Annotated in this window: 22 protein-coding genes and 1 tRNA gene; 12 read left to right on the top strand and 11 right to left on the bottom strand. The window is 67.2% G+C overall.

The window, feature by feature from the left end:
• The first annotated feature begins 86 nt into the window (after positions 1 to 86).
• The 4 genes from ABZW96_RS04955 (at position 87) to ABZW96_RS04940 (ending at position 2610) form a co-directional block, all read left to right on the top strand.
• Positions 87 to 860, top strand: coding sequence for an SDR family oxidoreductase (locus ABZW96_RS04955; RefSeq protein ID WP_355071444.1), 774 nt, complete (start codon positions 87 to 89; stop codon positions 858 to 860).
• Between the two features lie 80 nt (positions 861 to 940).
• Positions 941 to 1660 (top strand): phosphatase PAP2 family protein, encoded by a 720-nt coding sequence (locus ABZW96_RS04950; protein ID WP_355071442.1) that lies wholly within the window; start codon positions 941 to 943, stop codon positions 1658 to 1660.
• A gap of 116 nt (positions 1661 to 1776) precedes the next feature.
• A tRNA-Gly gene (locus ABZW96_RS04945) sits at positions 1777 to 1850 on the top strand.
• Positions 1851 to 1908: 58 nt separating this feature from the next.
• Entirely contained in the window at positions 1909 to 2610 is a 702-nt protein-coding gene (locus tag ABZW96_RS04940) for a 2'-5' RNA ligase family protein (protein WP_355071441.1), read from the top strand.
• Positions 2611 to 2614: 4 nt separating this feature from the next.
• On the opposite strand, the gene ABZW96_RS04935 is transcribed toward ABZW96_RS04940, so the two are convergent.
• Entirely contained in the window at positions 2615 to 3874 is a 1260-nt protein-coding gene (locus ABZW96_RS04935) for a hypothetical protein (RefSeq protein WP_355071439.1), read from the bottom strand.
• Positions 3875 to 4085: 211 nt separating this feature from the next.
• Here ABZW96_RS04935 and ABZW96_RS04930 point away from each other — a divergent pair, with 211 nt between their 5' ends.
• On the top strand, positions 4086 to 4313 hold the full coding sequence (locus ABZW96_RS04930) for a hypothetical protein (RefSeq protein ID WP_355071437.1): 228 nt from the start codon (positions 4086 to 4088) through the stop codon (positions 4311 to 4313).
• A 720-nt stretch (positions 4314 to 5033) separates the two neighbouring features.
• Here the strand turns inward: ABZW96_RS04930 and ABZW96_RS04925 are convergent.
• The 9 genes from ABZW96_RS04925 to ABZW96_RS04885 all read right to left on the bottom strand — a co-directional run bounded on the left by ABZW96_RS04925 (position 5034) and on the right by ABZW96_RS04885 (position 13976).
• Complete coding sequence (locus ABZW96_RS04925) at positions 5034 to 5846, bottom strand: class I SAM-dependent methyltransferase (RefSeq protein ID WP_355071435.1); 813 nt, start codon at positions 5844 to 5846, stop codon at positions 5034 to 5036.
• Positions 5847 to 5856: 10 nt separating this feature from the next.
• The gene (locus tag ABZW96_RS04920; protein WP_355071433.1) at positions 5857 to 6318 is read right to left on the bottom strand and encodes a hypothetical protein; all 462 of its coding nucleotides are present in this window, start codon (positions 6316 to 6318) and stop codon (positions 5857 to 5859) included.
• Between the two features lie 31 nt (positions 6319 to 6349).
• A complete protein-coding gene (locus tag ABZW96_RS04915; RefSeq protein WP_355071431.1) occupies positions 6350 to 7291 on the bottom strand; it encodes an alpha/beta fold hydrolase in 942 nt (313 codons plus the stop codon).
• Positions 7292 to 7619: 328 nt separating this feature from the next.
• Positions 7620 to 8729 carry a class I SAM-dependent methyltransferase gene (locus ABZW96_RS04910; RefSeq protein ID WP_355071429.1) on the bottom strand — a complete coding sequence of 370 codons (1110 nt, stop codon included), beginning with the start codon at positions 8727 to 8729 and terminating at the stop codon, positions 7620 to 7622.
• 360 nt (positions 8730 to 9089) lie between these two features.
• Positions 9090 to 9605: a flavin reductase family protein gene (locus ABZW96_RS04905; RefSeq protein WP_355071427.1), complete on the bottom strand. Its 516-nt coding sequence runs from the start codon at positions 9603 to 9605 to the stop codon at positions 9090 to 9092.
• Entirely contained in the window at positions 9598 to 10113 is a 516-nt protein-coding gene (locus tag ABZW96_RS04900) for an NAD(P)H-dependent oxidoreductase (protein ID WP_355071426.1), read from the bottom strand. The genes ABZW96_RS04905 and ABZW96_RS04900 overlap by 8 nt, the downstream gene beginning before the upstream one ends.
• Before the next feature lie 11 nt (positions 10114 to 10124).
• Complete coding sequence (locus tag ABZW96_RS04895; RefSeq protein ID WP_355071424.1) at positions 10125 to 11342, bottom strand: SfnB family sulfur acquisition oxidoreductase; 1218 nt, start codon at positions 11340 to 11342, stop codon at positions 10125 to 10127.
• Entirely contained in the window at positions 11342 to 12457 is a 1116-nt protein-coding gene (gene sfnG / locus ABZW96_RS04890) for a dimethylsulfone monooxygenase SfnG (RefSeq protein ID WP_355071422.1), read from the bottom strand. The genes ABZW96_RS04895 and sfnG overlap by 1 nt, the downstream gene beginning before the upstream one ends.
• Before the next feature lie 127 nt (positions 12458 to 12584).
• Positions 12585 to 13976 (bottom strand): styrene monooxygenase/indole monooxygenase family protein, encoded by a 1392-nt coding sequence (locus tag ABZW96_RS04885; RefSeq protein ID WP_355071420.1) that lies wholly within the window; start codon positions 13974 to 13976, stop codon positions 12585 to 12587.
• A 98-nt stretch (positions 13977 to 14074) separates the two neighbouring features.
• On the opposite strand from ABZW96_RS04885, the gene ABZW96_RS04880 reads away from it, so the two are divergent.
• Positions 14075 to 14557, top strand: coding sequence for a GAF domain-containing protein (locus tag ABZW96_RS04880; RefSeq protein WP_355071419.1), 483 nt, complete (start codon positions 14075 to 14077; stop codon positions 14555 to 14557).
• A gap of 152 nt (positions 14558 to 14709) precedes the next feature.
• Here the strand turns inward: ABZW96_RS04880 and ABZW96_RS04875 are convergent, their stop codons facing one another.
• Positions 14710 to 17580 carry a BTAD domain-containing putative transcriptional regulator gene (locus tag ABZW96_RS04875; RefSeq protein ID WP_355071418.1) on the bottom strand — a complete coding sequence of 957 codons (2871 nt, stop codon included), beginning with the start codon at positions 17578 to 17580 and terminating at the stop codon, positions 14710 to 14712.
• 99 nt (positions 17581 to 17679) lie between these two features.
• Between ABZW96_RS04875 and ABZW96_RS04870 the strand changes: the two genes are divergently transcribed.
• From ABZW96_RS04870 to ABZW96_RS04845, 6 genes are all read left to right on the top strand, one after another.
• Positions 17680 to 18246: a carboxymuconolactone decarboxylase family protein gene (locus ABZW96_RS04870; protein WP_355071416.1), complete on the top strand. Its 567-nt coding sequence runs from the start codon at positions 17680 to 17682 to the stop codon at positions 18244 to 18246.
• A complete protein-coding gene (locus ABZW96_RS04865) occupies positions 18243 to 19028 on the top strand; it encodes an NAD(P)H-binding protein (RefSeq protein ID WP_355071414.1) in 786 nt (261 codons plus the stop codon). The genes ABZW96_RS04870 and ABZW96_RS04865 overlap by 4 nt, the downstream gene beginning before the upstream one ends.
• Before the next feature lie 36 nt (positions 19029 to 19064).
• On the top strand, positions 19065 to 19526 hold the full coding sequence (locus ABZW96_RS04860; protein WP_355071412.1) for a carboxymuconolactone decarboxylase family protein: 462 nt from the start codon (positions 19065 to 19067) through the stop codon (positions 19524 to 19526).
• A gap of 13 nt (positions 19527 to 19539) precedes the next feature.
• On the top strand, positions 19540 to 20031 hold the full coding sequence (locus tag ABZW96_RS04855) for a DoxX family protein (RefSeq protein WP_355071410.1): 492 nt from the start codon (positions 19540 to 19542) through the stop codon (positions 20029 to 20031).
• Positions 20032 to 20083: 52 nt separating this feature from the next.
• Positions 20084 to 20722 (top strand): hemerythrin domain-containing protein, encoded by a 639-nt coding sequence (locus ABZW96_RS04850; RefSeq protein ID WP_355071408.1) that lies wholly within the window; start codon positions 20084 to 20086, stop codon positions 20720 to 20722.
• Between the two features lie 196 nt (positions 20723 to 20918).
• Positions 20919 to 21908, top strand: coding sequence for a pyridoxal-phosphate dependent enzyme (locus ABZW96_RS04845; RefSeq protein WP_355071406.1), 990 nt, complete (start codon positions 20919 to 20921; stop codon positions 21906 to 21908).
• Positions 21909 to 21969 lie beyond the last annotated feature (61 nt).

Here is a 21969-nt window from a genome sequence, read left to right as displayed (position 1 = left end):
GGGCTCCTCAGCCGCACAGTGATACGGAGAGACCGATATCCTCGCATTCATTCGGGCGGTGCCGCCCGCGATGGAAGGGATGAACCATGACCGAGGGCTCGCTGTTCGACCTGACCGGCCACGTCGCCGTCGTCACCGGAGGCAACTCCGGCATCGGTCTCGGATTCGCCCGGGGTCTCGCGCGGGCCGGGGCCGATGTCTGCGTCGTCGGCCGCAACGCCGAACGCAACGAGGCGGCCGCCGCCGAATTGCGCTCGTTCGGCGGGCGGGTGCTCGCCCTGAGCTGCGACGTCGGCGAGGAACAGCAAGTGATCGACACCATCGGCCGCGCGGCCGCGCAACTCGGCCGCATCGACTCCTGCTTCGTGAACGCCGGAGTCAGCCAGGGATTCATTCCGTTCGTGGATACCGATCTCACGGAATTCCGCCGAGTCACCTCTCTCAATCTCGACGCCGCGTTCGTGACGCTGCGTGAAGCGGCGAAAGCAATGCTCGCCCAGGGCGAGGGTGGCAGTCTGGTCGCCACCGCGAGTTTGGCCGCCCACCAGGGCGTTCCGCGCGGGCAGTCCTATGCGGCCAGCAAGGCGGGGTTGATCGCCATGGTCAACTCGATCGCGGTGGAGCTGGCCAAGCACGGCATCCGTGCGAACTCCGTGCTGCCCGGCTGGGTCGAGACGCCGATGACCGAAGGGGCCTTCGCGTGGGACCGTTTCCGCGAACGCGTCCACCCGAGGATCCCGGTCCGCCGCTGGGGCCTGCCGAGCGATTTCGAATCCGTCGCCGTCTACCTCGCCAGCCCCACCAGCGGGTACCACACCGGCGACACTCTGCTGATCGACGGCGGTTACAGCAAGTTCTGACGCGCTTCGGCCGCGGTGGTGTCATGCCAGCTGGGAAGGAGCCGGTTACCTTCGAGCGTCGGAGGTGGCAACGTGGAGGAGTGACCTCCCCTCGCATTAGCGGCATCATCGGGGTGCTCACCGCGTTGCTGGTGGTGTGCGCCGCGGCTCTCACGGCGGGCGTGGTCGGGAATCACGGTCCCGGCGGGTTCGATCGCGGCATCACCGACTGGGCCGTCGCGCACCGCAACGGCACGCTGACCCCGATAGCGGTGGCGATCAGCCTGCTGGGCGGCACGCTCGCCATGACCGCCCTGGCCACCGCCACCTGCCTGGTCCTGTCCTGGCGGCGGCGCTGGACGGCGGCAGCGCTCGTCGCGATCACCGGGCTCGGCGGCGGCCTACTGGTCCGAGGCGGCAAGAAACTCACCGACCGAGACCGCCCACCCCTCGAAGAACACCTGATCAGTGTGTCCAACCAGGCGTACCCCTCCGGGCACAGCATGGGCTCGTTCGTCGTGGTCGGCATCGTCCTCGCGGTCGCGCTCCCCGCCATACACGGCCCCGCCCTGCGCGCCTGGACCGCGATCGCCGCCGCGCTCTTCGTCATCGCGGTCGGCCTGTCGCGGATCTACCTCGGCGTCCACTGGGCGACGGACGTCCTCGGCGGTTGGTGCTTCGGGGCGCTGTGGCTCATCCTCTGCCTGAGCTTGTACCGGTACTTGGTACGCGCCGACCGGGGTACATCGGCCAATCGACGGGAACTCGACACCAGACGGCCGGACGATGCGAGTGCTTCCTCGAACTACCGGCGGGCATAGCGAACAGTGCGATAAGGCCGACGACCAATGCCCTGACTTCTGCCACCGGTACAAGCTGCGCTTTTCCCACCCTGAGCGCGGCTTCTGCTACAGTCTCGATTGGCACTTTTGCCTCTGCCGATGTAGTTCAATGGTAGAACTTCTGCTTCCCAAGCAGACAGCGCGGGTTCGATTCCCGTCATCGGCTCCACGCGAAACCCGCCCTGACCAGGGCGGGTTTTCCCTTTGACTAGCGAACGAGTAATCGTGTGGTTCCTGCCAAACGCCCATTCCCGTTGCTGCAGCCGGCATCGACGTCCGATGCGGCGGCCATTCGCACCAACGACTGGACGGCGTTCCGGCAACTGGAGAACTTGCACGACCACTGGACTCTGAAGTCATGGGCGCCCGGCCGGTCCGGCTACTACTGGTATCTCACTTTCGACGATCCCGCGCTGACCGATCTCGCCGAGCGGTGTCAGAAGACCCTCGCCGACGGTGGGATCGACCTGGTGCCCCTCGATGCTCTGCACATGACTCTGCTGAGCGTCGGCAAGGTAGGCGAAGTATCGGATGAACAACTCGCGGGTATCGCGGAGACCGCACGTGCACGACTCGCCGATATCGCACCGTTCGACCTCGAGGTAGGACCGCTCACCGGATCATCGAGTGCGCTGCGATTCTCTGTCGCCCCGTGGCACAACCTACTCACGTTGCACCACGCGCTTCGTGCGGCGACCGCCGCACACCGGCCCACGAGTCGCCTCGCCGAGACGACCGACTTTCGGCCACACATCGGAATCGGCTACCTCAACAGACCCCGGAACTCTGCGGCGCTGATCACCGAAGTCGCCGCGCTGCGGGATCTGCCGCCGGTCACCGTGCGCGTCAGCAAGGTCGACCTGGTCGAGCTGCGCCGCGACGGCCGCCGGTATCGCTGGACCGACCACGCCGTGCTCCCGCTCGGCTGAGCGGTTACCCCTCCGGCGCGGAGAACTCCCGCGCGGATGACGACCACGCCCGCAGCGAACCGAGGTACTCGTCCGAACCACGCGCGCGGATCGCTCCGATAATCGCTCCGAGCTCGTGCGCCCGCTGCCAGACCGAGCGAATCGGGCGATCGCTGGACGTGTTGAGCGCCTCGACTCCGAGGTACGCGGCCCGCTCGACATCGCGGCAACCGGCGCCGAGCATCGCTGCCGCCATGTCGAGACGCACCAGAGATCGGCTCCATACCGAGTCCGAGTCGGCGACTCGATCCTCGACCTGCTGGCCGTACCCGAGACAGCGCTGGTACTCACCTGCCGAAAGGAATGCGGTGGCAGCGTTTGCCATGATCCGCGCCTCGCCGTAGGGAGCGAAAGTGAGAGCGGGCGTGAGGCCGGGGCCGGTATCGAGCGCGGAAGCCGTGGTGGTCGCAGCGGCGATCGCGGCCGCGACGCCGGTCGAGTCGCCCACCTTTCCGAGAGCGCGAGCCAGCCCGTTCGAGTACAGGCGGATGGATTGCGGCCCACCGTCTGCCAAGTCCAGCCCCTCGTAGGCCGCCCGGACCGCCGCCGCGTAGTCGCCTTGGTAGTAGGCACAGAAGCTCTCGGTGCCTTTCACCCATGCCTGTAGATCGGTGTCGCCGAGCAATTGGCCGATAGCGAACGCCTCGCGGCAGTACATCCGGGCGTGCCCGAAACGTCCGCGGTTGACCGCCATGTACCCGAGCACGCCCGACAGTCGGCCGGCGATGGAGTAGAGCGCACGAAGCTGCGCAGGGTGTCGACGCTGCCCGAGCATCGCCTCGACCTGGTGACGTGCTGTGATCACTTCGGGTGCCAGCCGGCGCGGCCCTTCAAATTCGTAGCGGTGTACGACGTCGTCGACTGCCAGCATCAGGATGTCGAGAACGTTGTCGTCCGTGTCTATTTCGGTCAAAGCCTGGACCCGCTGTGCGATATCGGTGGGATTCTCGAAAGTGTCGGCGACCGTGCGCATGCTTGCGGAGCGCGGCCCCGGCATGAGCGCGGCTTCGAACCGCGCCCGCTCAGAATCGGTTAGCCGATCGAGCATGGTGTCCATCGCTGCGGCGTATCTGCCTGACAGCTCTATAGTTTCGCGCCGCGTCTCCCACTTGCGTACCGCTGCAACAGTGAAGCCGATGATCTCGGCGAACTCCGGCTGGCTGACACGCAACGCCGCAGTGCGTAGAGCACGAACCTCGACCCCCGTCCACTTGGTCACGATCATCTGATCTGCCCATCTGTGTGTTCGTCCGTGAACGTCAGCGTAGGTCTTCCGTAGTAGTCGCGTGGCTTCAATAGCCGGTATTTCCGCTGGAAAGTACCGGTAGGCGCCCGACGCCGGGTGATGCCGGTCCGTCGGCGGCACCGTACCGCCAGCCGACGGCGAGAGCCCCGGCGCCGGGTGCACACCAACCACATCGACCAGCGAGGACGGTATGACCGCGAAGGACGATTCCCCTGATCTCACCGCCGTGCGCGCCGCCTTCTCCGCCGACGATGCTGCCAAGCTCGCCATCGCAAGGACCGAGGGACCCCTGTGGATGGCTGTGGATAAACCGCAGACCTGGGTATTCGTCGACGAGAACGGTACGCAAGGCGATGAGTTCAGAATCGCAGGCCCGGTTTTCGGAACACCGGAGCTCTACCAGGGGGATGCCGAATGAACGGGTGGATCACTTTCGCGATCGGTATCGGCGCCGCGCTCCTGGTGATGGCCCCCGCAGTCGCGGCCTCGCTGTGGTGGCAGGTTCCCCCGGATCACGACACCATGGAGGGGCGTGTCGCCGCACCCCGCACAGGCGACAGATCATGGGCTGTGGGTTGCCTGGCCGATACCCCCGACGTCGCAGAGGCGCACATGATGATGCAGCGGCACCGAAGCTGCGATATCACCGCATGCCGCCGGAAGCAGGCAGCCTGGCAAACACTCATCGATACGGGCAGAATCCGGCCGGACGCCTCGCGGCAAAGATAGGCACCATCAGTCGAGTGGCCCATGGTTGAGACGAATCGCGAGTAGCCCCTCCGTCATGTGCCACTCAACGAAGTGCCGGGCGGTTACCGCCGCTGGGGGTGGTGTGGGTTACAGGCAGTAGTGGGCGCCGCTGGACAGGGCGTGCACGAGGCAGGCCAGAGACTGGGCGTCGCCCGAGCCCGAGGAGACGCCGACAGGAGTCGCCTGAGTGCCGACGGGAGCCGGTTGCGGGCTCGACATGGGCTTCAGAGGTAATCCGCTGGATGTAACCGTGGCGTTCGCCCAACCTGCACGTGCTGCAAGAGAGATTGCAACGGCGGCGATGACTTTCAACGTCGTGCGGACCACCACATCACCGGCCTCTACGGTGGTGGTTGAGGATGGGGTGACGGCGCGATGCCTCGAGACACTAGAAGGCGTATCGGAGTATTCGGTTGGCTTGCCGAGACAGTCCTGAGCTGAGGGCTATGGCGCGGGTTACCGCGCGTAACGGTTGTGGGAATAGGTCGACTTCGCCGGCGCGGGTGAGAAGTTGTTCTTCGATCAGTGTCAGGCGGGCGCCCCAGGTTTCGGGTTCGTGGGCGTCGTCGAATCCTTGGGCGGCGCTGATGCCGAGGGCCTTGATCGACGGGTGGTATTTCATGGCCCAGGCGGCGAAACGGGTGTAGCCGTTGAGGGCGAGCTCACCGGTCGGGAAGTGTGTGGTCGCCTCGCGGATCAGGGTGTGGAACGTGTCGCCGGGCAGGAAAGGCAGCAGGCCCTCGGCGACGATCATGGCTGGTCGATCGGCGGGCAGCTGCTGAGTCCAGCCCGGCTGGGTGAGATCGACGCCCAGCGGATGGGGGCTGTGCGGAAGCAACTGTCGGCGCAGTTCGATGACCTCAGGGTAATCGACGTCGTACCAGTCGACATCGGCGGGTGGATCGCATCGGAGCATGCGGGTGTCCAGGCCGCAGCCGAGATCGAGTACCACCGCATTTCGGTGCATGGCGGTGAACGCGCGTACCGCGTCGTCGAGTTTTTTCGCGCGTAGCGCCGTTCCGCAGATGAGGCTGGGTTTCAGCTCGAGTTCGGTGAAGTCGTAGTCGATCCGGTCGGCCAGCTCGGCCTGGTGGGTGTCGCCCAGGATCGGGGTGCGGGTGGTCGCGTCCAGTGCTCGGGCTTGCAGGGTGAGGAGCAGGGTTTCCTGAATCGGGTCGAGGTCGGGTCGGATTCGGAGCACGATCGGTCCTTCAGGTGGTGGTGTCCGTGTGTCGGGCGGCGATGTCGCGCAGCCAGGTCAATGCCTGCTGAGCGGCCCGGATGCGTTCGGTGAGAGCGGGATCGGTGCCGCCGACCAAGGAGAGTCCGTCCTCGGCGATGTCGCCGAAGGCGCCCAGGCCGGCGATTTTGCGATGGATGACCTTCTCCCAGGCGTCGTCCTCGATGCGGTAGTAGGCGGTGCGGTCACCGGGGATCCGCACCTTGCGGACGAGGCCGATGGTGGTCAGCAGGCGCATGTTGGAGGTCAGCGAGGCGCGGCTGGCGTGGATCGCCTCGGCAATCTGGCCGGCGGATTGCTCCGGCGGATCGCAGATCATCAGTAGGCCGAGGATTCGCCCGGTGATGGGGGGCAGTGCCCATTCCTCGACGCAGAAGGTAGCGACTCGCTCCACCCACTCCAGCGTGGCGTGCTGTCGATCCGGTTCCGGCATGCTGTGTCCTCCTGCGCTGTACTCGGCTCGATTACTGTGGCATAGCGGTCACCGACTCCCGGGTCGGCTCCGGGGTGGGAGCGACGAGGCGGGTCCGGCGCAGGTGCCGGTCGAACCACTCGACGGCCAGAGCCATGGCCTCCTCCAGCCCGGGACCGGTGTAGAGACCGAGCACGTCGTAAGGCAGGATCTCGAGTCGTTTCGGCTCGCCGGCCTTGGCGAAGGCGCTCTGTGCCTCCTCGAGCATGTGGTACGGATCCCAGCCGCCGTTGGCGATCATCAGCAGCGGGGTCGGCGCCAGGCGATGAATGAGGTCCTCCGGCGCAAAGGTCAGCAGATGTTCGGCGGAGTCGAGGGTCTTCTCGTTCCGGTAGTTCGGGAACATCTCGGCGGCGAGATCCGGTGCGCTCTCGATGTTTTCCCCCCGCAGCGTCAGGTGCGGCACCCGAGCACTGTCGTGGCCGACATATCGGCGCTCCCAGTCCTCGTCCAACCGGTCCCGCAGCGCGGCTACGCCCTCCCTGCCGAGCAGCCGCTCGAGATATCGCCATCCGTTCCACACGCTCGGGCTCTGCACCACAACACATTTCACGCGCCGGTCCAATACCGCGGCCTGCGTCGCCACCGAGCCCCCGATGCTGACACCCCAGAGTCCGATCCGATTCGGGTCCGCCTCCGGGCGGGTTTGCAGATACGACACCGCGCTACGAAAATCTTCCGTCTGTCGCTGCGGGTAGTCCTGGCCGCGAGGTTGCCCCGCGCTGGCCCCGACCGTGCGATAGTCGATCGCCAGTACCGCGAACCCCGCCCGCACGAAATACGGTGCGAACACTCGCAACGCCTCTTTCACCATCACCCCTGAGTGCCCCAGCACCAGACCGGGGACCGGACCGTCCGCCGCGGGCAAATACAGATCACCAGCACACGCGGTGCCAAGGCTGTTGAACGTCACTTGCTCGATATGGAGATCCATCAAAGCTCCCGTCGTTGCTAGTGATTTCAGTCTTCACTGAAACGACTAGCAATGTCAACTTCGCCCCCGAAACCCGTTGCCGATGCGATCAATACGCCGTGGACTGCCGCCGAACGAACGACCTATGAGGCGCGCGGTGGTATCCGACGCACCAGCGGATGCGTTGCGCCGATCGCCGACTCCGTGGACCCGTCGGGACCCGGCGCCGCAGACCTCGACCACCGAGGCATCGTGTCGTCGCCCCTCCCTCGACCACCACCGAAAGTGAGCCGGAGCCGACTATCCGACGGTCTCGAATGACGGGGGTAACCACTCCGTGATGTGCCACTCAACGAGGTCCCAGGCGGTAGAGGGAAGTCGTTTCGCGGGTGCGGGCGTGGTGGAGTGGAGAGGTGGGGTTGTGGGCTCGGTGGTGGGTGGGGCGGGTCGTCAGTTGGGCGGTGATGTGGAGGCCTGCGGTTGTGATGCGGTCGAGGAGTTCGTCGTGGGGGCGCAGGCCTAAGTGTTCGGGGAGGTCGGAGAGGATCAGCCAGCCTTCGCCGCCGGGGCGCAAGTGGGCGCGGAGGCCGGAGAGGAAGGTATACAGCATGGACGAGTTCTCGTCGTATACGCCGCTTTCCAGGATCGAGGTAGGTGCGGCGGGGAGCCAGGGGGGATTGCACACCACCAGGTCGGCCTTGCCGTCCGGGAAGAGAGCCGGGCCTTGCACGGCGATGGATGACAGGCCCAGTCGGTCGAGGTTGGCGCGGGCACAGGTCAGCGCACGGGAACTCTTGTCGGTGGCTGTGATTCGAGTGCAACCGCGGCGGGCCAGAACGGCGGCGAGCACGCCGGTGCCCGTGCCGAGATCGAAGGCTGTCTCGGTCCGCGCGGGTAGCGGCGCGGCTGCGACCAGATCGACGTACTCGCCCCGGACCGGGGAGAACACACCGTAGTGCGGATGAATGCGGTCGCCGAGCGCGGGCACGTACACACCCTTCTCTCGCCACTGCGCCGCCCCCAGCACGCCGAGCAACTCGGTGAGCGCGACCACCGTACGCCCCCGCGCCGCGCCGTACGCTTCGGTGCAGGCGCGCCGCGCATCGGGAGCGCGACGCAACGCCAGCGAATAGTCGTCTTCCAGCAGCACGAGCAACTTGCCGAGCACTTCCGCGCGCCGCCGACGAGACGCGCGATACCGGCGGAACGCCTCGGCCGGATCGTCGCCCAGCGAAACCTTCCGCTCGACCCGCCGACCCATCGCCCGCAGCAACTGCCGCGCATTGTGGAAATCACCGCGCCACAGCAGGCCGGTCCCCGCTCGCGCCATTCGGCAAGCCGCTTCGGCAGTCGTCCAGTCGTTCACCACCACGAGGGAATCGGGTGGTGGCGCGCCATTCTCGGAATGCCAACGGGCGCTCGGGCAGGTGTTGTCCTCGGTCCAGGAAACGGTGGACACCGCGTACTCCTCGTGTACGAACGTGCAAAGGGCACGAAGAGCACCTCGACGCGGAGACGCGAAATCGCCTGTGCTGCTATCGCACAGGGGCCATCAGGTCGCCTGTTTACGCCCGCGACGAAGTGCGCGGGAAATCACCGAGAACCATCCCGAGCGACATAGCCGGACCTTTCCGTAGGAGACGCCTGAGTCTCCCACAGCGCCGCCGGTACAGCCCAACCATGGGCCGTGAGAGGTCGTCCGGTCGCTTCGACCGGCGACTTGCGTCACGCAGCTTGATGTCAGGTCTTGCAAGGACGCCGTCGCGTCCCCTGCACGACCGGACGGACCCCACCGCGTTCTGGCGAGTGAACCAGCCCCTCAGGCCGCCCCGTTCGCCGATTCCGCGTGCAGTCGGCGGAACTTGCTGCCGTGGAAAACGAGCGGGTCCACGTCGGTGCGGGTGGCGATGCGGTGGATGCGGAGGATGACCACCGCGTGGTCGCCTGCCGGGACGTGCGCTTCCTGGACGCCCTCGATCCAGGCGGACGCGCCATCGATGAACACGGCGTCGCCGGAACCGCGGTGAAGCTGGATATCGCGGAAGCGATCGCCGTCGCGGGTGCCGAGCGAGCGGGCGGCGGCCTGCTGGTCGGTGCCGAGCAGGCTGAGACCGAGGTGGCTCGCGGCGGCGAGCTTGGGCCAGGTGGCCGACGAGTTCTGCACGCAGAACGAGACCAGGGGCGGATCGAGCGAGACGGGCACGAACGTGCTCACCGCCAGACCGTGCGGGGTTCCGTCGATTTCGGCGCACACGGCGACGACGCCGCTGGGGAAGTTGGCGAAGGCGCGACGCAGACCGGCTCCGTCGGCGGGGAATTCGAACAGGTCATGCATGATTCGCAGCTTTCGAGCTGTGGGCCAGTGCCTGGGCGACCGAACGCCACCGACCACTGTACCGGTCGATGACGCCGTCCTCGGCGAATGTGCGATCGGACAGGTAGAGCCCGGGCAACGCGGCGGTGGCCCCGATTTCGACGAGCACGGGCTTGAGCAGCAGGTCGGGCGCGAGAGCGTGGGCCGGTCCCGCGCCGAGCATCACCGGGACCGCGAGCACGCCTTCCAGGCCGGTCCCGCCCTCGAACTGTTCGAGGAACAGCTTGAGCAGACCGGTGTAGGTCGCCTTGAAGGTGGGGCTGGCGAAGACGACGAGCTCCGAGCCCGCCACGGTGCGCACCGCCTCGGCTACGGCCGGGTCACCCCAGCTGAGCAGCGCGGGACCGAACTCGACCAGGTCGATCACGGTGGGCTCCACCTCAGGTCGCAGCCCCCTCGCGACCAGGGTGGCCGCGGTGAGCGTGCGTGAGGCGGGTTTCGGATTTCCGACGACGACAGTGACTGCCATTTCGTCTCCTTTCAGATCACACCGTGGAGCGGTGGCGCGGCGTCGTGCAGCAGGGCCCTGCCGATGTGCTGGTATTTCCAGCGCACCGGATCGTGCAGGGTGTGCGTGCGCGCGTTGCGCCAGAAGTGGTGCAGATTGAGATCCGCCGCCGCGCTGCGCGTTCCGCCGACCTCGAACAGTGCGGCGGACACGTCGTTGGCGGCGCGGTCGGCGAGTATCTTGGCGGTCGCTACGGCCAGCGACGACTGGGCGATGTTCGCGGCGCTCGGATCGATCCGGATAGCCGCGTCCAATGCCCATCCGGCCGACGAGAGCGTCGCCTCGGCGGCGGTCACCGCGACGGACAATTCACCGAAGCGCTGGATCAACAGGGGGTCGTCCACCGCGTTCGCCACCCCCGCCTCGAACCACGGACGACTCTTCGTGCGCACGAATTCCGTTGCCGCGGTGAGGGCGCCTCGGGCGATGCCGGTGTCGATGGCGGCGTGCAGCAACTGGGCGAACGCGCCATAGCCGGTGGGTGCGCGCACCGCGCCGGAGCGGGGAATCACCTGGTCACGATCGACGAGCACACCGTCGAACGACACCGTTCCGCTACCGGTGGTGCGCTGCCCGATCCCGTTCCAGTCGTCCACGACGCGCACGCCGGGAGTGTTGGCGGGCAGGTAGACGATGTACTCCCCGGGTTCGAGACCGCTGCGCCCCTCCGGGTCGTCCAGCCGGGTCAGCACCGCGAACAGATCGGCGAACAGCGAGCCGGTGCAGTAGTACTTCGCGCCGTCCACCCGGAATCGATCATCGACCGGCCGCAAGGTGGTTGCGATGTCGGCGACGGTCGCGCCGCCGCGCTCGGACTGCGCGTTGGCGATGCGCCCGCCGTCGAGCACCCGCCCGAAGTACCGCTCCTGCTGCTGGGCCGTACCCGCGAGCCGGAGCAGGTTCACATACACGAAGTGGCTGTGCGGGATCTGCGCGATGTTGGGGTCGGCCGTGGCGAGAATCCGCGTCACTTCCCCGACCGCGCTGGGCGGCAGATCCGCGCCGCCGTGCGCGGCGGGGACGGTGATCGCGAGCAGACCGCTGGCCGCCAGCCGATCGACCTCCGCGTACGGCAGCGCGCGCTCCCGGTCGCGTTCGGCGGCTCCCGGCGCGAAGTCCGCCGCGAGCCGCTGTGCGACCGCGAACGCTTGTGCCGCCGACAGGATGCGATCGGCGGCGACCGCGGTCATCAGTTCACCGCCGCGACGGGCCGCTGCGCGGCTTCCAGCTCACGCACCAGCGGGAGCACCTTCGCGCCGAAGTACTCGATCTCCTCCTGGAAGTGCAGGAAGCCGCCGAGAATCAGGTCGACGCCGAGCTGCTTGTAGGCGACGATCCGCTCGGCCACCTGCTCCGGCGTGCCGATCAGCTGGGTGCGGAAACCGTCGTTGTACTGCACCAGGTCCTCGAACGTGGAATCGGCCCACATGCCCTTGCGGTCCTTGGTGGACGCGCCCGCCTGCTGCACCGCGTCGCGGAAGCCTTCCACCGCGGGCTTGTTCGCCTTCTCGACGATCTCGCGCAGGGTGTCGCGAGCTTCCCGCTCGGTATCACGGGCGATGATGAAGCCGTTGAGCCCGAATCTCACCTCGCGGTCGTGGGCGCGGGCGACGGCGCGCAGGTCGTCGAGTTGCTCGGTGACGCCGTCGAAGTCCTTGCCGTTGGAGAAGTACCAGTCGGCGTAGCGGCCGCCGTTGCGCCGTGCGGCGGTCGAGTTGCCGCCCTGGAAGAGTTCGGGATTCGGCCGCTCCGGGGTGTTCAGCGGCTTCGGCTTCAGGGTGAAGTCCCGGATGCGGTAGAAGTCGCCGCCGTAGTTCACGTTGTCCTCGGTCCAGATCTTGCGGATCACCTCGAGGAATTCGGCGCTGCGCCGGTAGCGCTCGTCGTGCTCGAGCCACGGCTCGCCGAGCGCGGTGAATTCACCGGCGAACCAGCCGGACACGACGTTGATGGCGAACCGGCCATTCGACAAGTGGTCGGCGGTGGCGCCGAACTTGGCCAGTACCGCCGGATGCCACAGCCCGGGATGCACGGCCGCGATGACCTTCAGCCGCTCGGTCGCGCCGAGCAGCGCGAGACTGAACGAGGTCGATTCGTGCTGGTACTCCGCGCCGTAGGAGGCGGTGTAGCGCACCTGGGACAGCGCGTAATCGAAGCCGTTGTTCTCCGCTGTCTGGGCGAGCTTCTTGTTGTACTCGAAATCCCAGCTGGTGCGTTGTTCGATATCGCTGGTGACCAGTCCCCCGCTGACGTTGGGCACCCAGTAGGCGAACCGGATCTGCTCGGCGATCTGCTCCGTGGTCATAGCTGCTCCATGGTTATCGGGGGTAGCCGTCGGATCGGAGGCCGGACGCCACGCGTGCGTCCGGCGCTCCTTCCACTCCAGCACCGGCCCCCGGTCGGGACGAGGTTTTGAATCTGCGCGATTCGGATCAGGCGTCGGCGAGCGCGGGCGAGTAGCTCGACCTGGCGAACTTGCCCGCGGGCGCGAACCGGCCCAGTAGTGCGGCGGCGTCCTCGCCGGTGACCCGCGTGATGAACTCGTTGACCGCTTCCGGCGAGTCGACCGGCAGGAACGGCTGCGGCCGGTGCAGCAGGCCGACCAGCGCCGAAGCGAACGCCGGGTCGACGGCCGCCGCGGCGAAGAACGCGTTGCCGACCTCGGCCAGTTCGGGATCGCTGAGGAACAGCCTGGTCACCTTGTTCGCCGCATCCGCGCGCGCGGCGAGGAACGCGGCGTACTGCCGCGCGATCCACGCCTCGTCGAACGGTCCTTCGTGCACGGCGGCCGCCGCGACCAGACGCTGCGCCTGGATCAGGCCGCTCTGCGCGCCCTGCCCGGCGATCGGATCGTAGGCGATGGCGGTGTCACCCAGCGCGGCGACCACGTGGCCCCCCGCGGTGCGCCCGACCCCCGACCGCACGACCGGGCGCACCGCGCCCTTCAGCCACGAGTGCGGATCCTCGGGGATGGTCTCGGTGGCCAGCACCTCCGGCAGGTCCCACTCGATGTAGTCGCGGTAGAGGTCCTGCACGATCCGGTGCGCCGACTCGGCGGAGTCGGCCCCGGCGAATCGCTTCTCCCAGTCACTGCCGGGCCGCGCCCAGCCGAGGAAGGCCCAGCTCGGCCCCGCGTCCTTGTGCAGGTACGGGCCCCACCAGCCCTCGCCTTGGTCGGCGAGGATGGAGAAGCCGCTGTGCGCGCCGCCCGCCACGCTGCGATGCGCGAAAACATCTTCGTCGTGGCCGATCCCGGTGACGACGACGGTGAGCAAGGACCGCTGCGGCGCGTCGTAGGGCGTGCGCTGCGCGTCGACGGGGAACAGGTCCGACAGCCCGCCGCGGCCGGTCGCGACCAGGGTGAGGTCGTTGGCGGCGGCGATACCGTCGAGCGTCTCCGGCGTCACTTGCTCGACCGCGAACCGGCCGCCGCGCTCCAGGAACGCGGTGAGCCGCTCGTCGGCCTTGAGCCGGGTGTCCACCGCCACGCCGACGTATCCGTCGAAATGGCCGTCGAATTGGATCAATTCGGGACGATCGGGGCCCGGTCCGGCGATGCGTACGCTCAAGCCGGTGTGCCGGGGCGCCCGCGCGGTGTAGCTGTCCAATCCGAGCGCGGCCTCGGCCTGCTGGGTCTCGCCGAATTCCAGCGCGGTGCCGGTGGCGGGCACGTCGTCGCGTAATGCGCGCTGATCGCGCTCACTGTAAAGGGTGACGTCGAAACCGGCGTCGAGAAGTCCTAGCGCCGCAGTGACGCCGGTCTGTCCGGCGCCGATTACCGCGGCCGAACGAGTGGAACGGGATACGGGTTGCTGCGAAGTCATGCAGGGATGATGCGATGGGCGCGCGGTGCTCGCAGAGTGTTGCGATCACCGAGAATCAATAAGCAGACAGCGAATTCGCAGCGCGTACCATTCTGGCCATGTCGTTTGTCGTCGCCGGCCTGACCGGAGACCGCACCGAGCAGTACCGCCAGCTCGTCGCCCAAGCCGAAGCGCTGGTCGCGGGCGAGACCGACCGCATCGCCAACGCCGCCAATCTCGCCGCATTGGTATTCCACGCCCTACCCGATGTGAATTGGGTGGGTTTCTATTTCTACGACGGTCGGGAACTGGTGGTCGGCCCGTTCCAGGGCAAACCCGCGTGTGTGCGCATCGCGCTGGGAAAAGGCGTCTGTGGCACGGCGGCGCAAACCAGAACCACTCAACTCGTGCCCGACGTGCACGCATTCGAGGGGCACATCGCGTGCGACGCCGATACACGTTCGGAAATTGTCGTACCGCTGGTCCGCGACGATGCGCTGATCGGGGTATTCGACCTCGACAGTCCGCGGCCTGGGCGGTTCGACGACATCGATCGTGCGGGGCTGGAAGTGGTAGCCGAGATATTTCTCGCGGCGATCTGATTCGTCGGCCGTAGAGCCGGACGGCGCCGGGCCCCGAAGGCTCCGACTCCGAACCGCTTCCCTGGCGTTGTCCGCACACCGGAGCGAGCGGGACCTCGGCGGTCCACTGCGGGCCGCGCACCCGGCCCACCTCGACCACTGGGGATTCCGGGCTAATCGGAGTCGGGGAGTATGTCCAGGAAAACGCGCATATCCTCGGCCTCCGGGACGCCGAGATTCGCATACAGGCTCATCGCGGTGCCGGCGTATTCGCGCGCTCGCCCGACGTCGCCGAGATCTCGATACGCGCGAGCCAGCCCGTCGTTGGCGCGCGCCCGCTCGGGTAGGTTCAGTACCTCGTCGGCCAATGTCAGCGCGGTGCCGTGCTGTTCGGTCGCCGTGCCCGGATCGCCTGCGGTGCGGTCTGTCTCGCCGAGTCCGTTGAGGGCGGACGCTTCGTCACCACGACTGCCCAGCATCCGATACAGGTCACGAGCCCGAGAGTGGTTGTGCCTGGCCTCGTCCAGCAGGTCGTTGCGGCGGCACAGCGACCCCAGATAGTTCAGGACCAACGCCTCGCCGCGCTTATTGCCCACCTCGCGGTGCAGTGCCAGCGCGCGGTCGAGATGTTCGCGGGCGTCGCGGTACTGATTGTTGTCGGCACCGAGCAACATGCCGAGGTTGCCGAGCACGTGCGCCTCGCCGACTCGGTTGCCCAGGCGGTTGGCGAGATCGAGCGCGTCGCGCAGGTATCGCCCGGCCTGGTCGTAGTCCCGTTTACGCCACGCGACATTCCCGAGCGTGTTCAGCGCTCTGGCCTCTTGATAGCGATCGCCGGAGAGGCGGGCGACCCGCAATGCCGCTCGCGAATGCGTCGTCGCCAGCTCGTAATCGCCTTGTCGCCAGCAGGCCCAGCCCAGGTCGGTCAATGCCCTGGCCTCGCCGATCGAATCGGCCAGCTCTCGACTCGCCAGCAGTGCCACCTGGTGCAAGCGTGCGGCGTCGGAGTGGCGGGAGTTGCCGTCGAGATAGGGACGCAGGGTTTCCGCCGTGTCTCTGGCGTGCGCGGGCGTTCCGTGTTCGGACGCATAGGCCGCAGTGGTGACGAGATTTTCGCGTTCGGCGTCGAGCCACTCGGCCGCGGCCTCGGCGTCGTCCAGCGGCGTCACCCGGGCCGCGGAGGGCGGCAGCGGTTGGCGGTGACCGGCGCTGTAGGGGAACAGCAGATCCACCGCCGCCCGCGCGGTATGCAGGTAGTGATCGAAAAGCCGTGACAGTGCGACGGCACGGGCATCGTCGGATTCGTCCACCGACACCATGGCGCGGGCATGCTGACGCAGCAAGTCGTGAAAGGTGTATCGGCCGGGCTCGTATTGAGCTATCACGTGGACGTCGAGGAGGCCTTCCAACAGCATTTCGGCGTCGTCCACCGAGGTACCGGCGAGCGCCGCCGCGGCGACGGGATCGATATCCCGCCCGGGGTGCAGGCCGAGCAGCCGGAACATCCGCTGCCCGTCCGCGCGAAGCTGCCGATAGGAGAGGTTGAACGCGGCAACGACACCCCGCTCGGCCGTCGACAATTCGGCGAGTCTGCGCCGCTCGCCACGCAGCCGCCCCGCCAGATAGCCGACGGTCCACTGTGGGCGGTGCAGTAGTCGAGCGGCGGCGATCCGAACCGCCAGTGGCAGAAACCCGCACAGGTGCAGCACGTCCAGCACTGCGAGCGGTTCGGCGGTGGCGCGCTCGCCCACGATTCGCTCGAAGAGGTCGACAGCATCGCGTGCCGGCAGTGGCTCGACCGACAGCGGCCGAGCACCGTCCAGGTCGACCAGCCGCCGCCTGCTGGTTATCAGGACGAGACTGTCCGTCCCGCCGGGCAGCAACGGCCGGACTTGATCGGCATCCACAGCGTTGTCCAGCACCGCGACCACTCGCCGCCCAGTTAGTTCCGACCGCCACAGCGCACCGCGCTCGGCGGTGGTCTGCGGAATACGTTCGGCGGGGATTCCGATCTGGCGTAGCAGGATTTCGAGCGCCGTATCTGTCGCGACCGGTTGGCTGTCGATCGTGTGCGCTTGGAGGTCGATGAACAGCTGACCGTCGGGGAATCGGTCCGCTACCCGGTGCGCGGTGTGGACGGCGAGCGCGGTCTTGCCGATGCCCGCCATGCCGTCGATCGTGGCGATGGTTCCCGCGGTGCCGGTGAGTGGTGCCAGGAGATGCCCGAGTTCGGCGTCTCGGCCGGCGAAATCCGGGATGTCGTATGGCAAGAAGTTCGCACTACGCGGCACAGGTTCGGTGTGTGCGGCCGGTGCCGTTACATGTGTGGCCGGTTCGACGTCGTCCCGCAATACCGCCTGTTCCAGCGCGACGAAGGCGCGTCCCGGATCCAGCCCCTGCGCCTGCGCGAGTGCCGTCCGGAACGATCGTGCGGCGGCGAGCGCATCGACCTGACGTCCCGCCCGATGCAGTGCGAGTATCAGTTGACCGGCCAGCTTCTCCCGCAGCGGGTTCGCGGACACCATAGCTGCCAACTCGTCGAGCACCGCCTCGTGCCTGCCCAGCCCGAGTTCTACCTCGGTCAACTGTTCGAACGCCGCCAACTGCTTCTCCTGCAGGCGGCGCCGCACGGACGCGACGTAGTCAGCGTTCAGATCGGCGAGCGCCTCGCCGTGCCACAGCGCCAGCGCCGCGCGCAGTTCCGCCACCGCGGCCTCGGGCTCGGAAGCGGCCAGCAATCGGCCTGCACCGATCCGGCTGGTGAATTCCGCGAGATCCAACTGCCCCGGCCCCGGCAGCGCAACGTATCCGGCGGGTCTGGTCTGCAGTACCTGGGCCGCGTTTGCTTCGCGCAACACCTTCCGGATCGCCGTCACCGCGGCGTGGATCTGCGAGCGCGCAGTGTCCGGGGGATCCGCACCCCAGATGGCCTCGATGATTCGGGCCGCGCTGCAGACTCTTCCGACATTGACCAGGAGATAGGCGAACACCGCACGATGTCTTGGCGCCACAGCCGACTCGCAGCCGTCGACCACGATCTTCATTGGTCCGAGGACCGTAAAACGCGCACCCATCTCGGCTCCATACAACACCCATCGTGAAGGCATCGCAAAAGTATCAACGGGCCATAACACGCTGTTCCCATGCCGCAAATGCCCCCGATAGACCCGGAGAACGCGGGTGACGCTGCCGGGCACCTCTTCACTGTCAGCCAGCAGCTGTTCGGCGTCACACCGAACAACGTGAAGGTGATGGCGCAAAGCCCTGCCGCCCTGCGGGGGTATGTCGCCCTCACCGAAGCGCTCGGCGGCAGCGAGATGCCGGCGTTCGCACGTTCCGCCGTCGGGCTGCTGGTCGCCCAGGAGCACGGGTGTGACTACTGCCTTTCGGCGCACAGCTTCCTCGGCAGCCGTCTCGCGGGGATGACCGAGGGCGAGCTCAGCGACGCCCGATTCGGCTCGGCCGACGACCCGAAATGCGCGGCGATCCTGGCCTTTGCGGCGGCGCTGATCCGCCGCCGCGGCGCAGTCACCGACGACGAACTCTGCACAGCCCAGGCGGAACTGGCGCCTACCGAACTCGTCGACGTCATCGCTCATGTGGCGCTGGCGATCTTCGACAACTACCTCGTCCTGGCCGGGCGGGTGGACATCGACTGGCCGTTGGTCCGGCATACGGACCACGCCCACGACACAAAGGAAACGGAATGACTACGCAAGACAGCGCGATCGCGGTAGCGGGCGCCACCGGACGGCTCGGCCGCCACGTCGTCGACGTGCTCACCGAGTCAGGGCACAAGGTCGTGGCGATGGCGCGGTCGACCGGAGTGGATGTGGTCACCGGTGCCGGACTCGCCGAAGCGTTCCACGGCGTGACCGCAGTGATCGATGCATCGAGCACGCCGTCCTTCGAACAGCAGGCAGCCACCGATTTCTTCACCGCCTCGGCCCGCAACCTGCACGCGGCCGCGCAGGCGGCCGGAGTGCGGCGGATCGTGGCCGTGTCCATCATCGGCATCGACGGCTCCACCGCTGGATACAACGCCGCGAAGCTGGTGCACGAGCAGGCACTGCTGGCGGGCCCGGTGCCGACGCGAATTCTGCGGGCCGCGCAGTTCCACGAGCTCGTCGAACAGATGATGCATTGGGGTGCACAAGGTTCGGTGATCTACCTCCCGAAGATGCGTACCCAACTGGTCTCCGCACGCGCGGTCGCCGAACAGCTGGCCGAATTCGCGACCGGCGCATGGTCGGCGCGCCAAGGAGGCCCCTTCCCGGAGATTGCCGGACCGCGCGCCGAATACCTGGCCGAGATGGCCCGGCTGGTGACCGCGCGACGTGGGGACGACAGGTCGATCGAGGAGGTCAGCGATCCGGCCAACCCCGACCGCGACCTGTACGAGAGCGGCGCTCTGCTCCCCGGGCCGGATGCCGTCCTGTCCGGTCCGAGCTTCGCCGACTGGCTCGACCAGCAGGCGCGCAGCCACCACTGATTTTGGATTATCAACGTCCCGAGAGGAACACCTGACATGAATGCTCGCATGAAGAACCCCGCCATGGTCCTGCCTGACGCGATGAAGGGAATCAACACCCTCTACAAGGCCACTTACCAGGGCGGAGTCTCCGCCGAACTGCTGGAATTGGTTGCGCTGCGGGTCAGCCAGATCAATGGATGCAGCGCCTGTGTGCACTCACACCTGGCGGGCGGTCGTAAGGCGGGGGTCGGCGACGAGAAGCTGTTCGCCGTCGCCGCGTGGCGAGAATCGGCGGAGTTCGGTGCGGATGAGCGCGCGGCGCTGCTGCTGGCAGAGGTCGCCACCCGGATCGCCGACAAGTCCGAGGATGCCGTGCCAGACGCCGTGTGGGACGAGATCGCCGATCACTACGACGAAAACCAGCTCTCCGCAGTCATTCTCATGATTGCGCTGACCAACTTCTTCAATCGCCTCAACACCAGCATCAAGGAGCCCGCGGGCGCGAGCTGGGCCTGAGCGGAGTATGACGATGACTTCACAGAACTCGCGATCAGATGCGGTTTCCCGGATCCGGACCGCCGCGTATTGGGCGACGACCCTGCCGGTTGCCGCCGAGATGTTCAAAGGCGGCATGTGGGACCTGACCCGGGAGCCGTTCGCGGTCGAAACCTTCGATCAGTTGGGCTACCCCAGATATTTCTTGACGATTCAAGGAATCTGCAAACTGCCCATGGCCGCAGTGCTGGTGGCCCCGGGAATGCCGCGGCTCAAGGAGTGGGTCTACGCCGGATCCCTCGCCGTCTATCTCGGCGGCGCGGCCTCGCACCTGGCGAACGGCAATCCACGCAAATTCGCCATGCCCGCAACGGCGCTCGCCGGGTTCGCGGCCGCTTCCTGGGCGCTGCGGCCGACGGCGCGCCGCGATCCGAGCCCCGACCCGATCCGGTCGACCTTGCGGATCGGGCGGGGCATCCTGCATGCCCTGCTCTCCGCACCGCCGCCGGAAGCGGCGCGTCCGTGAGCGCCGACCCCGTCGGCGCAACCGATCCATACCGTTCCACCAGGAGAAACCCATGACCCTCGACATGACGACGATGTACGCCATGCACAACGCGCTGCGGCGCGAACTCGAATACATCGCCGAAATCACCGATCGGATCGACGACGATCCGCGCAAGATCCTCGCCACCGCCGCAGGTTGGCAAATGTTCACCAAATCCCTACTGGTGCATCACACCGCTGAGGACGACGCGCTGTGGCCGGTGATGCGGCAGACGCTCGCCGAGCGACCCGACGAGTTGGCACTACTGGACGCCATGGAGGCCGAGCACGCCGTCATCGATCCGCTGCTCGAGCAGATCGACGCGACCTTCGCCGATCCCGAGGGTGGGCCGGAACGCCTCGGCGGTCTGCTCGATGCCTTGGCGACCGGGTTGACCGGGCACCTGAAGCACGAGGAGGGCGAGGCGTTGCCGCTGATTCAGGCGGTCGTGACACCGGAGCAGTGGCAAGCGTTCGGTCAGTTGCATGGCAGCCGTATCGGTCCTGCGGCTCCGCAACTGATTCCGTGGCTGCTGGACGGTGCCGACGAGCAGACGGTCCAAGTGCTGCTCGCGCCGCTGCCGGAGCCGGTGCGTGCCGCGTACCGCGATCAGTGGCGGCCCGCGTATGCCGCGCTCGATCGGTGGAGTGCGAGCACCGCGACTTTGTGAAGGCCGCAAGCCGCCCTCGGACGGGTATCGAGACCGAGGGCGGTGCGCGTCGGCGGTTCGAGCTCACGGTGCCGACCCGGCAAGCTTCGATTAAAGTACCGGACGGTATTGAGATGAGGGCATAGGCGATCATGCCGGGTTCTGCCGGACGTGGCGGCGTCGACGGAAACCTGTGATCGTTGAGGAGAACCGTCGGATGCGCAGTCCTACCTATGACGAGGTCAAGGCGGCCGCCGAACGTATCGCCGGTGTCGTCCGGCCCTTGACCGTCGCGCCGATGGGTCGGCAATCGGAGGACGAGCAGGCACTCGGTTCCCTCCGGCCGTCGGCTGGGACGGGCGGCGCCGAAATCTTCCTGGGACTCGAATTCCTGCAGCACACCGGCTCTTTCAAGGCTCGCGGCGCGGCCAACCTGATGGCAGGACTGATCGAAACCGGGTCTATGCCGGCAGCCGGTATCGTCTCCGCCACCGGTGCTAATGCGGATATCGGATTTGCTTGGGCCGCAAAAATTTTCGGCGTGCGGGCGACCGTTTTCCTTGCCGGTTCGACGCCCCGGGCCAAGGTAGCCTGGCTGCGCGCGTTGGGCGCTGAGGTTCGGTTGGCAGGCGAAGCGCAGGACAACGCAAGGGAATCCGCCCACGATTTCATGACGAGCACAGGTGCGATCGACGCCTACAGCTACGACGACAACCTGACCTCGGCCGGTGCGGGCACCATTCTGCTCGAATTCATGGACGCGGTAGCCGGGTTGGACACGATCGTCCTCGCGGTCGGCGCTGGCGGCATGTTTTCCGGAATCACCGCGGTCGCGGACTATTTCGGCATCAGAGTGGTCGGCGCGGAACCAGATGGCAGCCGGGCGCTCAATGCCGCATTGGCCGCAGGCACGGTGCTCGACGTGAGCGTGGATTCCATCGCGGCCGATTCTCTCGGCGCGCCGAGGGTTTCCGCCGCCGCGCTGGCCTGGGCCGAATCCACAGACGTGCGCTCGGTGGTCGTCGACGACGATGCGATCGTACGGGCGCGTCGGCAGCTGTGGGACCGGCATCGACTCGTCGTCGAACACGGCTCGGCGACCGGCTTGGCGGCACTGGCTACCCGGGCATACCAGCCACGCGACGGTGAACGGATCGGTGTCGTGTTGTGCGGAGCCAATACCGATCCCAGCGACCTCGTCGACTGAGCGATCCCTCGCGGGTCCCGGCCCTGGTCCGAGCGCCCGCCTTCGAGTACGGGCGAAGGCT

This window comes from Nocardia sp. NPDC004168 (genome assembly GCF_040610355.1).
GTDB lineage: Bacteria > Actinomycetota > Actinomycetes > Mycobacteriales > Mycobacteriaceae > Nocardia > Nocardia sichangensis.
This window is presented reverse-complemented; position numbering and strand designations above follow the sequence as displayed.

What these genes read in the sequence shown, in the direction of transcription:
- ABZW96_RS04905 (WP_355071427.1), bottom strand. Translation starts at nt 9,605, where the DNA reads ATGCATGACCTGTTCGAATTCCCCGCCGACGGAGCCGGTCTGCGTCGC.
- ABZW96_RS04860 (WP_355071412.1), top strand. Translation starts at nt 19,065, where the DNA reads ATGAATGCTCGCATGAAGAACCCCGCCATGGTCCTGCCTGACGCGATG.
- sfnG (WP_355071422.1), bottom strand. Translation starts at nt 12,457, where the DNA reads ATGACCACGGAGCAGATCGCCGAGCAGATCCGGTTCGCCTACTGGGTG.
- ABZW96_RS04920 (WP_355071433.1), bottom strand. Translation starts at nt 6,318, where the DNA reads ATGCCGGAACCGGATCGACAGCACGCCACGCTGGAGTGGGTGGAGCGA.
- ABZW96_RS04855 (WP_355071410.1), top strand. Translation starts at nt 19,540, where the DNA reads ATGACTTCACAGAACTCGCGATCAGATGCGGTTTCCCGGATCCGGACC.
- ABZW96_RS04875 (WP_355071418.1), bottom strand. Translation starts at nt 17,580, where the DNA reads ATGAAGATCGTGGTCGACGGCTGCGAGTCGGCTGTGGCGCCAAGACAT.
- ABZW96_RS04845 (WP_355071406.1), top strand. Translation starts at nt 20,919, where the DNA reads ATGCGCAGTCCTACCTATGACGAGGTCAAGGCGGCCGCCGAACGTATC.
- ABZW96_RS04930 (WP_355071437.1), top strand. Translation starts at nt 4,086, where the DNA reads ATGACCGCGAAGGACGATTCCCCTGATCTCACCGCCGTGCGCGCCGCC.
- ABZW96_RS04915 (WP_355071431.1), bottom strand. Translation starts at nt 7,291, where the DNA reads ATGGATCTCCATATCGAGCAAGTGACGTTCAACAGCCTTGGCACCGCG.
- ABZW96_RS04900 (WP_355071426.1), bottom strand. Translation starts at nt 10,113, where the DNA reads ATGGCAGTCACTGTCGTCGTCGGAAATCCGAAACCCGCCTCACGCACG.
- ABZW96_RS04865 (WP_355071414.1), top strand. Translation starts at nt 18,243, where the DNA reads ATGACTACGCAAGACAGCGCGATCGCGGTAGCGGGCGCCACCGGACGG.
- ABZW96_RS04895 (WP_355071424.1), bottom strand. Translation starts at nt 11,342, where the DNA reads ATGACCGCGGTCGCCGCCGATCGCATCCTGTCGGCGGCACAAGCGTTC.
- ABZW96_RS04870 (WP_355071416.1), top strand. Translation starts at nt 17,680, where the DNA reads ATGCCGCAAATGCCCCCGATAGACCCGGAGAACGCGGGTGACGCTGCC.
- ABZW96_RS04935 (WP_355071439.1), bottom strand. Translation starts at nt 3,874, where the DNA reads ATGATCGTGACCAAGTGGACGGGGGTCGAGGTTCGTGCTCTACGCACT.
- ABZW96_RS04955 (WP_355071444.1), top strand. Translation starts at nt 87, where the DNA reads ATGACCGAGGGCTCGCTGTTCGACCTGACCGGCCACGTCGCCGTCGTC.
- ABZW96_RS04850 (WP_355071408.1), top strand. Translation starts at nt 20,084, where the DNA reads ATGACCCTCGACATGACGACGATGTACGCCATGCACAACGCGCTGCGG.
- ABZW96_RS04880 (WP_355071419.1), top strand. Translation starts at nt 14,075, where the DNA reads ATGTCGTTTGTCGTCGCCGGCCTGACCGGAGACCGCACCGAGCAGTAC.
- ABZW96_RS04885 (WP_355071420.1), bottom strand. Translation starts at nt 13,976, where the DNA reads ATGACTTCGCAGCAACCCGTATCCCGTTCCACTCGTTCGGCCGCGGTA.